The sequence below is a fragment of the Phycobacter azelaicus genome, from assembly GCF_014884385.1.
Taxonomy (GTDB): Bacteria; Pseudomonadota; Alphaproteobacteria; order Rhodobacterales; family Rhodobacteraceae; genus Phycobacter; species Phycobacter azelaicus.
Map to the genome: position 1 here is coordinate 970,064 of NZ_WKFH01000003.1, position 13,306 is coordinate 983,369.

Genomic DNA, 13,306 nt, shown 5'->3' on the forward strand with positions numbered 1-13,306 from the left:
TATTTTATTGGTCTATTGACCCGAAAATTTCACCTACACTCATCGGCGCTTACTGCAACCAACACAAGACGACTCCATTCATGAGGACTCGCTGACACCAAATCACGAGATTATGATGACAATATGTCCTAAGCGTAATGCCCAGCAGCGCAGGCTGTTTTTGCAACAAGCTACCAGGTTACGCCTTGCCCATTCTGGACATCATTTCTTCAATTCGCGGCACGTCTTCGGGATTGTTCAATTCCCAAAACTCGCGTCCTTTTGCTTCGACTTCCACACACAGAACCTTGCGGCCGTTCTCCAGGAAACGCAGCTGTTCGAGGCCTTCGAGCGTTTCAAGCGGGCCGCTTGTCCAATCAGGATAGGCCGCAAGCGCGTCAGGACGGTAGGCATAGACTCCCACATGATGGAAAACAGGCGTGTCCTCGCCACTTTCAAAGGCAGATGCACAAAAAGGTAGCACCTCTTTGGAGAAATACAAAGCACTACGATCAGCTGCGAACACTGCCGTCGTCCCGCCGACTCGGCCAGCGCGACGATCCGCCAGAAGGCTGTTCAGCGTCGCACCATCACAGCGCAGAACCGGCGTGGCCAGCCCCATATCCGGAGCCGCGCGCAGCCCCTCCACCAGATCCTCAACAAACCAATGCGGCGTGAGGGGGGCATCCCCCTGCAGGTTCACCACGATGTCGTATCCACCACCCAGCGCCGCATGGGCTTCGGCGCAGCGTTCGGTTCCGTTGGCACAGCTTTCCGATGTCATCACCACTTCGGCACCAAATCCTTCGGCCGCCGTGCGAATTCTATCGTCATCCGTGGCAACCACGACCCGGTCCACACCGGACACCGCAGATGCTGCACGCCACGAGCGTTCGATCAACGTGCGTTTTTCCCCCGTGGCGCCTTTTAATTCCACCAATGGCTTGCCGGGATAGCGGGTCGAAGCATACCGGGCAGGGATGACGATCAGAACAGACATCAGGCTCCTTTCAGCTCAACGCCACCAGCGTAGGCGATGAAGAACGGGTTGGCATAGCCTTCTTTGCCGTAGACAAGGGGGGAATGATCATCGAAACGGACCACTTTGCCGCCAGCGCCAGCCAAAACGGCATGGCCCGCGGCGGTATCCCATTCCATGGTGCGCCCGACGCGCGGGTACAGGTCGGCCTCACCAGTTGCCACCAGACAGAACTTGAGCGACGAGCCTGCACTCTTCATGTCCTTGACGTTGTATTTGTTGATGTAGTCTTCCGTGGCCTGATCACGATGGGACTTGGACGCGACCACCATGAGCGCGTCATTGTTACTGTCTGCCACGCGGATCGGCGCGGTCTCGCCAATGCGCTTGGGGTCGAAGGGGCCTGTTTCCTCTACGCTCGATCCGTCAGCGAGCGTGAAGAACATGCGCTCTTTGGCGGGGGCGTAAACGACGCCACGGGTCGGCACGCCCTTTTCCACCAGCGCGATGTTCACGGTAAAATCGCCACGCCGGTGGATGAACTCTTTGGTGCCATCGAGAGGATCAACAATCAAAAACGTATCGCCACGCTCGGAATGGGAGGCGCTTTGCTCTTCGGTGACCAGCAGAACATCTGGAAAGGCCGCACGCAGCCCGGCAGAGATGAGGGCATCCGCCGCCTCGTCGGCAGCCGTCACCGGGCTGTCATCGGACTTCACCTTAACGTCGAAATCGTCGGAATTATAAATCTCCATGATCTTGTTGCCAGCCTCGATTGCGAGACGGCGGATCACGGGAACAAGCTCTTCATAGGTCAAACCGGGTCTCCCGAACCTGGGGTTAATTGAAAATTTTCCTGTCGTCCCTTATGCTCCGACAGGACTAGAACGGCAAGAAGTCCACCGCAAACTTCCCGGCGCAGCAAAACCATAGGCAAGATGTTTCAGCTTCGAACGCAGCGATCGCCGTTTTCAGGCATCATCACTCTCGGCGAGGTAGTGTTTCACTGCACTGTCCGCAGCGTGCGTTCAAAACACAATAATGCCTTCATCGCGCTCGGCCTGAATATCCTGCAGTCGGTTCTGTTTGTAGCAGCCTTCTATTTCATGTTTGCGATCATGGGCTTGCGCGGATCAGCCATTCGCGGTGATTTCCTGCTATATGTGATGTCAGGGATCTTTCTTTTCATGACCCACGCCAAAACGGTGGGGGCCGTGGCCGGTGCCGAAGGGCCCAGCAGTCCAATGATGCAACATGCGCCCATGAACACGATGGTGGCGATTCTGTCGGCGGCGATCGGCTCGCTTTATGTCCAAACGCTATCGCTGTTGCTAATCCTGTTTGTCTATCACGTGGCCTTCACCCCGGTGCATATTGAGGATCCGGTCGGAGCCTATGCCATGGTGCTGATTGCCTGGTTCACCGGTGCCGCAGTTGGGTTGCTGTTTTTGGTGTTGAAGCCCTGGGCTCCCAGCATCGTCGGAATCATCAGCACCATTTATCAGCGGGCCAATATGATTGCTTCGGGCAAGATGTTCCTCGCCAATACCCTGCCCAGTTTCATGCTCGCCATGTTTGATTGGAACCCGCTGTTTCACAGCATCGATCAAGCGCGCGGCTATGTCTTTATCAACTACAACCCGCATTACAGCAGCTGGGAATATGCCGTCTGGGTGGGAGTTGTGTTGGTCATGCTGGGCTTGATGGGTGACTTCTACACCCGCCGCCGCGCCTCAATCAGTTGGAACGCACGGCGCTAGCAACGCACGACCAACGCAAACCTGACTGTTGGCCCTCGCCGACTTTGACAAACGCATCAGGTCACGACCCGCAGCGTGAGGTTTAGGCGTCCTCCCTTGGGCAGCAGGCGCGAGGATTTAAAACGGATGCGGTCCACCCCGTGATAGGCCAGCCGCGCCTCTCCGGCCATGACCACGACATCCCCTGAACTGAGCCACACAGAATCCGTCTTGCCGCTCCGGTTTTTTCCGCCGACCCGCAAAAGCCCATCATCCCCCAGCGAGACGGAGACCACCGGGTAGGAAAAGTCCGCTTCGTCCTTGTCCTGATGAAGCCCCATCCTGGCTCCCTCCCCGTAGTAATTTATGAGGCAGCAATCTGGTTGGCGCTCAAGCCCTGTCAGATCGTGCCAGATCGCAAGAATCGATGACGGAATTTCGGGCCATCCCATCCCACGCGGATGCTGCGCCACATAGCGATAGCCTTCGGTATCGGCGTACCAGCCAAATGCGCCCGCCGACGTCATCCGGACCGACATTTTGCTGCCACCAGGAATGGTTGGGGAAAACAGCGGCGCGGCCTTCAAGACCGGGCGCAGCGCATCGATCAGATCGCGCTGCCCCGCGCGAGACAGATAGCTTTTGTGAATCTCAAATCCGCGCAGGCGCAGCTTGCTCATCGCTGTTATCTCATTCTTAACCATACCCCTTGCAAAAAAGCGCATTGAATCGTCTTTCTCGACGCGTTCTGGCGGTTGCAGGGGCTATTTCTGCTCCCTATATACGCCGTGACGCCGGGAGATGCAGACCTCTCGGCACCGAAATCGGGGGCTGGATGCCAAAACGGGTCCGGTCTTCGGGAAATCGCCTTGAAAAGAAAAGGGATCGAAAATGAGCAAAGTTATCGGGATCGACCTCGGGACCACCAACTCCTGCGTTGCCATCATGGACGGCTCGCAGCCCCGCGTCATCGAAAACGCCGAAGGCGCGCGCACCACGCCATCCATCGTGGCCTTCACCGACGAAGAACGTCTGGTCGGCCAGCCCGCGAAACGTCAGGCCGTCACCAACCCGGACAACACCATCTTTGGCGTCAAGCGCCTGATCGGTCGCCGGTTCGACGATGCCGACCTCGCAAAAGACAAGAAAAACCTCCCCTTTGCCGTGATCAACGGCGGCAACGGCGATGCATGGGTCGAAGCCAAGGCTGAAAAATACTCCCCCAGCCAGATCTCGGCCTTTATCCTCGGCAAGATGAAAGAGACCGCGGAGTCCTACCTCGGTGAGGAAGTGACCCAGGCCGTCATCACCGTACCCGCCTATTTCAACGACGCCCAGCGTCAGGCCACCAAAGACGCCGGCAAGATCGCTGGCCTTGAGGTGCTACGCATCATCAACGAGCCGACTGCTGCGGCTCTGGCCTATGGTCTCGACAAGGAAGACACCCAGACCATCGCGGTTTACGACCTTGGCGGCGGTACCTTCGACGTGACCATCCTGGAAATCGACGACGGCCTGTTCGAAGTGAAGTCCACCAACGGTGATACCTTCCTTGGTGGTGAAGACTTCGACATGCGCATCGTCAACTACCTGGCCGACGAGTTCAAGAAAGAGCACCAGGTCGATCTGACCAAGGACAAGATGGCCCTGCAGCGCCTGAAAGAGGCCGCTGAAAAGGCGAAGATCGAACTGTCCTCCAGCTCGCAGACCGAAATCAACCAGCCGTTCATCTCGATGGATCCCTCCTCGGGCCAGCCGCTGCACATGGTCATGAAGCTGACCCGCGCCAAGCTGGAATCGCTGGTGGGTGACCTGATCAAATCCTCGATGAAGCCCTGCCAGGCGGCTCTGAAAGACGCAGGTCTGTCCGCGTCCGACATCGACGAGGTCGTTCTGGTCGGCGGTATGACCCGCATGCCCAAGGTCATCGAAGAAGTCACCAAGTTCTTCGGCAAAGAGCCCCACAAGGGCGTGAACCCGGACGAAGTGGTCGCCATGGGCGCCGCCATCCAGGCCGGTGTTCTGCAGGGTGACGTGAAAGACGTTGTTCTGCTGGACGTGACCCCGCTGTCGCTCGGCATCGAAACCCTGGGCGGTGTCTTCACCCGCCTTATCGACCGCAACACCACCATCCCCACCAAGAAGTCCCAGGTGTTCTCGACCGCTGAGGACAACCAAAACGCCGTGACCATTCGCGTGTTCCAGGGGGAACGTGAAATGGCGGCCGACAACAAGATGCTCGGTCAGTTCAACCTCGAAGACATCCCGCCCGCTCCGCGCGGCATGCCGCAGATCGAGGTAACCTTCGACATCGACGCCAACGGCATCGTCTCGGTCGGCGCCAAGGATAAGGCGACCGGCAAAGAGCAGACCATTACCATCCAGGCATCCGGCGGTCTGTCGGACGAGGACATCGAAAAGATGGTCAAGGACGCCGAGGAGAACGCCGAGGCGGACAAGGAACGCCGCGAGTTGATCGAAGCCAAGAACCAGGCCGAAAGCCTCATCCACTCGACCGAGAAGTCGATGGAAGAACATGGCGACAAGGTCGATCCCTCCACAATCGAAGCGATCGAACTGGCCATTGCCGCGCTGAAGGACGACCTCGAAAGCGACAAGGCCAACGCCGAAAAGATCAAGGCTGGCATCCAGAACGTCACCGAAGCGGCGATGAAACTGGGTGAAGCAATCTACAAGGCGCAGGCTGAAGAGGCTGACGATGAACCCGCCGCCGCAGATGAGGCAAACGCCTCTGGTGATGATGACATCGTTGACGCCGAGTTCGAAGACCTGGACGACGACAAGCGTTAAGGCCTTAGACCAAAGGCTTGACCACGGGCCGGTCCGCACCCCGGACTGGCCCGTTTTTCGTTGAGGCATAAGGAATACACCGATGTCAAAACGCGACTACTATGACATTCTTGGCGTCTCGAAAGGCGCCAGCGCTGATGAGATCAAGAAGGGCTATCGCAAGAAAGCCAAGGAATTGCACCCGGACCGCAATGCGGACAATCCGGACGCAGAGGCGCAGTTCAAAGAGGCCAACGAGGCCTATGAAGTTCTGAAGGACGCCGAAAAGAAGGCCGCCTATGACCGCTATGGTCATGCCGCCTTTGAAAACGGCATGGGCGGTGGCGGCGGCCCCCGCGGCGGCCATCCGGGCGGTGGTGATTTCTCCTCTGCTTTCTCGGACGTTTTCGACGATCTCTTTGGCGACTTCATGGGCGGGCGCGGCCAGGCAGGCGGGCGTCAGCGCGCCTCGCGCGGGGCGGATCTGCGCTATAACCTGCGTGTCACTCTCGAAGAAGCCTTTTCCGGGCTACACAAGACCATCAAGGTGCCGACTTCGGTCTCCTGCACCTCCTGTGAAGGCACCGGCGCCGAAGGCGGGGTTGAACCTACCACCTGCCCCACCTGTTCCGGCATGGGCAAAGTGCGCGCGCAGCAGGGCTTTTTCACGGTGGAACGCAGCTGCCCGACCTGTTCGGGCCTCGGCCAGATCATCAAGAACCCCTGCAAGACCTGTCACGGCCATGGCCGCGTCGAGAAGGACCGCTCGCTATCGGTGAATATCCCGGCAGGGGTTGAGACCGGCACCCGGATCCGTCTGGCTGGTGAAGGTGAAGCAGGCCTGCGCGGCGGGCCTCCGGGCGATCTGTACATCTTTGTGGAAGTGGCACCGCACGAGCTCTTCGAACGCGATGGCAACAACCTTTATTGCCGCGTACCCGTCTCCATGGCCAATGCTGCCCTCGGCGGCGCCATTGAGGTGCCCACCATCGATGGGGGCCGTGGCCGCGTGCAGATCCCCGAAGGCAGCCAGTCCGGTCGCCAGATGCGCCTGCGTGGCAAGGGCATGCCGGCCCTACGGGGTGGCGCCCCCGGTGACATGTTCATTGAACTGGCCGTGGAAACGCCCGTCAACCTGACCGCCCGTCAGAAGGAACTGCTGCGTGAGTTCGAGGATCTCTCGGAAGAGAATACCAACCCGGAATCCCGGAGCTTCTTTTCCTCAGTCAAAAGCTTCTGGGACGGCATGAAAGGCTGATATCGTCAGCCAGAAACAGCAGTTGCGGAAGAGCAGCGCAAAAACGCCCCAGACCGGGGCGTTTTTCTTTTCTTTGCACCACTTTGACTGCCAAGATTCCAGACAAAGGGTGACCTTGATATCTCCGACGTGGTGATCATGGGGAAAGCTGGCGCATTTCGAGACGAAACACTGCCGCTGTTTGACTGCAGCGACGAGGCGCGCGCTGCTTTGGTGCCTGCGGGTCGGCTTCCCTCCTACATCAAGGACCACCGCGCGCGGTTGCGCAGGCGCTTCATGGATGGCGGAGCGGCCGCCATGCCGGACTATGAACTGCTGGAACTGGTATTGTTTCGCTCCATCCCACGACAGGACGTCAAGCCGCTTGCGCGCCGACTTCTGGACACCTTTGGGGACTTCAACAGGGTCATATCGGCGCCGGCAGAGCGTCTGTTGCAGGTCAAGGGCATCGGCGAAGCGGTGATTACCGACCTCAAGGTGCTGGAGGCCGCAGCGCACCGCATGGCGCGTGCACGTATCATCCAGCGTCACGTGCTCTCCGACTGGAATGCGCTGCTGGACTATTGCCACACGACCATGTCCCATTCCGAGGTGGAGCAGTTCCGCGTGCTGTTCCTCGATCGCAAGAACGTACTGATCGCAGACGAGGAGCAAGCGCGAGGAACTGTGGACCATGTCCCGGTCTATCCGCGCGAAGTGGCCAAACGCGCGCTGGAGCTGAACGCCAGCGCGGTGATTCTGGCGCACAATCACCCTTCGGGAGATCCAACGCCCTCAGAGAGCGATATCACGATGACGGCACAGGTAGGTACTGCACTTGATGCACTGGGGATTACGTTGCACGATCATCTGATCATCGGCAAAGCCAGCGAACTCAGTTTTCGCAGCCACGGTTATCTATAGCGCCGTGAAATATGGCTCTCCCGGCCCCTGTAGGTGCTACGGCCTAGCCCGGAGTCCCTTGGCCGCCTTGGGATTAGCAATTCATCTGTGAGATAGCGAAAAGCGCACGGGAGAACCACGTTTCTGGTCGATCATCCCGCGCGGGCACTACCTCACCCAGACCTCGACGCGCCGGTTAACCTCGCGACCCCAGGCGCTGTCATCACAGGCCATGGGAAGGGCCTCCCCAAAGGCTGCGACACTGATATCAACGCGGTCCATATTGGCCGTCTGTGCGGCATCTATCACCGCATCGCGCACCGCTTCAGCCCGTCTGAGCGCAATTTGGCGGTTCATAGAAGCAGGACCGTCCCCATCGGAAAAACCAACGAACAAGAGGCGGCTGGCATCATAAACTCCCGCTTCCAGCGCGCGTCCCAACTGCTCGATATTGCTGCGCGACTGAGCATCCGGTCGCGTTGATCCCGGCTCAAACCGAAAGGAGGTCGTTAGCCTCTGGTGCCCCCTGAGCGCAGCAATCATACGTTGAAGCTCCTCCAGTTCGACTTCCGGTCCTGCCGCCTCGATCGCATTGGCAAACCGATCACCCTGGGCCGTCAGCGAAATCCGCTCAGGCGCCTGATCCACGAAACCCGCCCTGCGGATCACGATCTGCGCGCCGGGTCCACGGACGTAGCTGAGGAAGTCTCGCGCAACCTTGGCGAGGCGCCGCTCAGGCAAATATAGGAACATGGGCGCATTGAGGGGATAGTCCTCCGTCTTGATAGCTCGCCGCGTGGCCCGAAGCGAGAAGCCACAGGATCCTGTCAGCGTCAATGCGCGGGCTGTGCCGGTATTGGCAAAGCTGCCAATACCGATCGCAAAAGGATCTGTAGCAATCACCCTTACCAAAGTGCTGTGCCGGTCATGACGCCGCAGATTCGGGGCAAAGGCAGCCGCGGCGGGTTTCATCAGCTTATCTTCCACCGCCTGAGCGAGACCTGATCCGGATACCGGCAAGTGCAGCGAAATTGGCGCGTCAGCGCCGCCCAGTTCGGACCAGTTGGAAATCTCTCCTGAAAAGACACCGACCAATTGCGGCAAAGAAATGCTTCGCACAGGATTTTCGGGCGACACCAGCGGCACCATGGCGTCAAGTGCCAATACCCGGCTGCGCGACCCGGCCGTCATATCGCCCATACCTGCCTGCCGGGCACGCTCCCGTTCGGCAGGGCGTATTTCCCGCAACGCCATGACAATATCCGCCTGATCCGCGAGAAGATCCGCAAAGCCTTCGTCCGTGTTGCTGACAAAAAAGCTGAACCGAGCTGCCGGGCGGCTTCCATCTCGCAGAAGGATATACTCGAAGTTCCCATTTGGCAGCGCTTCGCGCCGTGTCTGATAGCCGTTGCGCAGGGCAAACCCTTCGATCAACGCCGGCAACAGAACCTCTGCCATGTTGGACGATCCGGAAAGAGTGATCTCCGCCATGAAATCTGAAAGGCTTGGGCACCCCGGGCCGTCGCAGGTGACGCCCGAACCATCAACGGTGAGTTCACCAAATTTCGTATCCACACGATAGTACTCACCATCGAAACCCAAAAGATTACCGGTGATTTCCACCGCACCATCGGGCGAAGACAGCGTCACATCCTGCGCAGAAAGCGGCAAGGAGACAGCGAACAGAGAAAGTGCGGCGCAGATCGCCGCACGCAAAGAAGCCATGATTAGTCCTGAAATGATCGCAGGTCAGTTTCCCGCGATTTTCAGGTTTTCCAGCAGATTATTCAACACCAGAAAGTCACCCTCAGCATCGCAATCGGGCATGGACAGCGTCAGATCCCGGGTGCTCAGGCTGCGGCCATCCCCGCCGTGGCCAAGGCTGAGGGTCTGCGCATCAATCTGGCGACCGCAGTTGGTCTGGGTGATCTCCGCTTCAACGCTGATATCCACTGCAGAAATCCCCGCGCTCCCGCGCGGCAGGCTGTAGACCTCGACCAAACGGGGGGCCAACAACTGATCGTTTCCAAGGCGCACCATTTCACCTGCACCCTGCGCCGGATCGGAGCCGTGCCAAACATGCCCCGGCGCGCCATATTCAGCGCCATTTTCCCGTGCATGAATCTCAAAGCCGCTGTTGCCGGTCCATTGAAGGACGACACGGTCCACGTCTGACACATCTGGGACGGGAACAGCGGCCACCTCCGCCAGCCCCTGCTCCGGCTCGACGATGAAGACAGCAGTGGGTGCCAAAGCTGGGACTTGCTCGTGCCACCAGCCATCTGCATCCAGTTGAGCAGTAAACATCATGCCATGGTGGTGCACCGTCAAACGTCTTCCCGCCTGACAGGGTGCTGAAGCGGACAGGTCCACCATGGCTCCCGGCATGGCCACCGCCGTTACTGACAGGCTGCAAGCAGCCTCTGGCGCGACGGAAGCGCGTTCGATCTCTGGACTGCTCTCTTCATCGGGCTGCGTCACAGAGGTCAGGGTGATGTTCTCGATCCTGAACTCACCTGCTTCCGGTTCCGATGGAATATGGACCGTTTGCCCAGCATCTTCTGCAATCAAAGCTTGGTCGGCACTTTGCGCTCCCAGCGCGCGCGGAGCGGTCGACTGCTGCATGAAGAACCCAATACCAAGGGCACAGGCCACAGTTGCGCTACTCAACACCAATATCCGCTTGTCCATCATCAAAGGCTCCAGCCAACCAATAGGTTAAAGAATGGTTGCCTGCCAAAGACGGCCAGTTTGTGACGCCACGCGGGAGAGATTCTGGCAAAATATACGAAACTTTAACAAAATCACCCGCGCAGCCAGGCCGCGCGGGTGCATGTTTTTTACGCGACAAGGCGAGTCAGCGCGTCAGCTCTGCCTAGGACAGGCGACCGTGGCAGTGCTTGAATTTCTTGCCTGACCCACAGGGGCATTTGTCGTTTCGCGACGGGTTGCCCCAGGTGGACGGATCATTCTCGACAAACCCCGGCGCTGCGCCTTCGGGTGTTGCCCCGGCGGCCTCCTGCGACGCGGCATCCGCTGCCGCCGTCGCGGCTTGCTGCATCGCAGCCTGACGGGCTGCCATCTCCATTACCATCTGCCGCTGCTCTTCCTCATTCATGGGGCGCACGCGGCTCAGCTGTTTGGTCACATCTTCGCGCAGCGAATCCAGCATGCCTTCGAAGAGTTGGAAGCTTTCGTTCTTGTATTCATTGAGTGGATCACGCTGCGCATACCCGCGGAAGCCCACAACCGAGCGCAGATGTTCCAGAGTCAGAAGGTGCTCACGCCACTTGGCGTCGATGGTCTGCAGCAGGACCTGCTTTTCGATCTGGCGCATGTTTTCCGGGCCAAAGGCCTCGGTCTTTTCGGCCATCATCGCATCGCTCGCCGCCTCAAGGCGCTCGCGGATGTGCTCGTCGTCCACGCCCTCTTCAGCGGCCCATTCAACGATTGGGGCGTCAATGGAAAGCCCCTCACGCACGGCGGCCTGCAGACCTTCGGTATCCCACTGATCAGCATATGTCTTGGGCGGCATGTAGGTATCGATCAAATCATCGATCACCTCGTGGCGCATATCCTGGATGATCTCCGACAGGTCTTCGGCTGCCATGATCTCGCGGCGCTGACCAAAGATAACCTTACGCTGGTCGTTCATCACGTCATCGAACTTCAGCACCTGCTTGCGCATATCGAAGTTGCGGCCTTCTACCTTGGCCTGGGCACGTTCAAGAGACTTGTTCACCCAAGGGTGAATGATCGCCTCGCCTTCCTTCATACCGAGGGAGGAAAGAACCTTGTCCAGACGCTCAGAGCCGAAGATGCGCATCAGATCGTCTTCGAGGCTGAGATAGAACCGGGTCCGACCGGGATCGCCCTGGCGACCCGAACGGCCACGCAGCTGGTTGTCGATCCGGCGGCTTTCGTGCCGCTCGGAGGCCATGACGAAAAGACCGCCCGCGTCGAGAACCTTCTGTTTCTCGGTCGCGTGTTTGGCTTCCTCCTCGGCGCGCAAAGCGACGGGATCGGCATCCGGATTGGCCTCCAGGGCCTCCATGACCTTCATCTCGACGTTGCCACCCAGTTGAATGTCTGTGCCGCGACCGGCCATGTTGGTGGCGATGGTCACTGCGCCGAGGCGGCCTGCGTCGGCGACGATCTGCGCTTCCTGCTCATGGTGGCGGGCATTGAGAACATTGTGCTCGATACCTTCCTGTTTCAGAAGCTGGCTCAGCAGTTCCGATTTCTCGATCGAAGTGGTTCCCAGAAGAACCGGCTGCCCCTTGGCGTGGGCGGTCTTCGTCTCCTCGATCATGGCACGGTATTTTTCCGCACCGGTCCGGTAGACCTGATCGTCCTCGTCCACACGCGCAATCGGCTTGTTGGTGGGAACCTCGACCACGCCCAGACCGTAAATCTCGCGGAATTCCTCGGCCTCGGTCATGGCGGTACCGGTCATACCGGACAGGCGATCGTAAAGCCGGAAATAATTCTGAAAAGTGACCGACGCCAGAGTGCTGTTCTCGGGCTGGATCTGGACCTCTTCCTTGGCCTCAATGGCCTGGTGCAGGCCTTCGGACAGACGGCGGCCCGCCATCATGCGGCCAGTGAATTCGTCGATCAGCACGACTTCGCCGTCGCGAACGATGTAATCCTTGTCCCGCTGGAAAAGCTTGTGCGCACGCAGAGCCTGGTTGACATGGTGAACAACCGTCGTGCTTTCGGGATCATATAGCGAGGCGCCCTCTTCCAGCAAACCATGTTCGATAAGGATCTGCTCGAGGTATTCGTTGCCATCTTCGGTGAAGGTAACGCCACGGGTTTTCTCGTCGACCTCGTAATGCTCCTCGCTCAACAGCGGGATCACCTTGTCGATGGTCACATAAAGCTCAGAGCGGTCCTCGGCGGGGCCGGAAATGATCAGCGGCGTGCGCGCCTCGTCGATCAGGATCGAGTCCACCTCGTCGACGATGGCAAAGTTGTGCTGCTTCTGGAACACCTGATCGAGGCTCGGCTTCATGTTGTCGCGCAGGTAGTCAAAGCCCAGTTCGTTGTTGGTCGCATAGGTCACATCGGACTGGTAAGCGGCCATTTTCTGATCGTCGGGCTGGCCGGACCAGATCACGCCGGTGGTCATGCCGAGCTGCTCGAAGACCTTTCCCATCCATTCGCTGTCACGCTTGGCCAGATATTCGTTCACCGTGACAACATGCACACCCTTGCCGGTCAGCGCGTTTAGATAGGCAGGGAATGTCGCAACCAACGTCTTGCCTTCGCCGGTTTTCATTTCGGCGATATTGCCCTGATGCAGGAATACCCCGCCCATGAGCTGTGTATCGAAGGCGCGCAAGCCCAAGGCACGGCGCGCGCCTTCACGAACGTTGGCAAAGGCCTCGGGCAGAAGATCATCTAGGCTTTCGCCGTTCAGCGCGCGTTTGCGCAGCTCTTCGGTCTTCTCGATGAGGCCTTCATCGCTGAGTTTCTCGAACTCGGGCTCCAGCGCGTTGATCTTTGCAATCAGCGGCCGCGTCGCCTTGACTTTCCGGTCGTTCGGTGTGCCGAAAATCTTTTTGGCGAGTGTTCCGATACCCAGCATGTGCTCTCCAACAGTCCTGTCATGGCTTCCGTTCTCAGGCAGGCTTGCCCGCCCTGCCCGCAACCCATAAACAAAGGTGGAAACGA

General features: G+C 58.9%; 10 protein-coding genes. 4 read left to right on the forward strand and 6 right to left on the reverse strand.

The window, feature by feature from the left end; genetic code table 11:
* Positions 1-178: 178 nt before the first annotated feature.
* On the reverse strand, positions 179-979 hold the full coding sequence (locus INS80_RS05710; protein ID WP_192964707.1) for a 3-deoxy-manno-octulosonate cytidylyltransferase: 801 nt from the start codon (positions 977-979) through the stop codon (positions 179-181).
* Complete coding sequence (gene cysQ, locus INS80_RS05715; RefSeq protein WP_192964708.1) at positions 979-1,776, reverse strand: 3'(2'),5'-bisphosphate nucleotidase CysQ; 798 nt, start codon at positions 1,774-1,776, stop codon at positions 979-981. The genes INS80_RS05710 and cysQ overlap by 1 nt, the downstream gene beginning before the upstream one ends.
* 120 nt (positions 1,777-1,896) lie before the next feature.
* On the opposite strand from cysQ, the gene INS80_RS05720 reads away from it, so the two are divergent.
* Positions 1,897-2,718, forward strand: coding sequence for an ABC transporter permease (locus tag INS80_RS05720; RefSeq protein ID WP_192964709.1), 822 nt, complete (start codon positions 1,897-1,899; stop codon positions 2,716-2,718).
* A gap of 56 nt (positions 2,719-2,774) precedes the next feature.
* Here the strand turns inward: INS80_RS05720 and INS80_RS05725 are convergent, their stop codons facing one another.
* Positions 2,775-3,377 (reverse strand): alpha-ketoglutarate-dependent dioxygenase AlkB family protein, encoded by a 603-nt coding sequence (locus INS80_RS05725; RefSeq protein WP_192964710.1) that lies wholly within the window; start codon positions 3,375-3,377, stop codon positions 2,775-2,777.
* A 211-nt stretch (positions 3,378-3,588) separates the two neighbouring features.
* On the opposite strand from INS80_RS05725, the gene dnaK reads away from it, so the two are divergent.
* From dnaK to radC, 3 genes are all read left to right on the forward strand, one after another.
* A complete protein-coding gene (gene dnaK / locus INS80_RS05730) occupies positions 3,589-5,508 on the forward strand; it encodes a molecular chaperone DnaK (protein ID WP_192964711.1) in 1,920 nt (639 codons plus the stop codon).
* 82 nt (positions 5,509-5,590) lie between these two features.
* A complete protein-coding gene (dnaJ, locus tag INS80_RS05735; protein ID WP_192964712.1) occupies positions 5,591-6,745 on the forward strand; it encodes a molecular chaperone DnaJ in 1,155 nt (384 codons plus the stop codon).
* 138 nt (positions 6,746-6,883) lie between these two features.
* Positions 6,884-7,648, forward strand: coding sequence for a RadC family protein (gene radC, locus INS80_RS05740; RefSeq protein WP_192964713.1), 765 nt, complete (start codon positions 6,884-6,886; stop codon positions 7,646-7,648).
* Between the two features lie 147 nt (positions 7,649-7,795).
* Here radC and INS80_RS05745 read toward each other — a convergent pair whose 3' ends face one another.
* The 3 genes from INS80_RS05745 to secA all read right to left on the reverse strand — a co-directional run bounded on the left by INS80_RS05745 (position 7,796) and on the right by secA (position 13,220).
* Complete coding sequence (locus tag INS80_RS05745) at positions 7,796-9,352, reverse strand: phosphate ABC transporter substrate-binding/OmpA family protein (RefSeq protein ID WP_192964714.1); 1,557 nt, start codon at positions 9,350-9,352, stop codon at positions 7,796-7,798.
* A 24-nt stretch (positions 9,353-9,376) separates the two neighbouring features.
* On the reverse strand, positions 9,377-10,300 hold the full coding sequence (locus INS80_RS05750) for a hypothetical protein (protein WP_369411439.1): 924 nt from the start codon (positions 10,298-10,300) through the stop codon (positions 9,377-9,379).
* 202 nt (positions 10,301-10,502) lie between these two features.
* Positions 10,503-13,220 (reverse strand): preprotein translocase subunit SecA, encoded by a 2,718-nt coding sequence (gene secA, locus INS80_RS05755; protein ID WP_192964720.1) that lies wholly within the window; start codon positions 13,218-13,220, stop codon positions 10,503-10,505.
* Between the last annotated feature and the right edge of the window lie 86 nt (positions 13,221-13,306).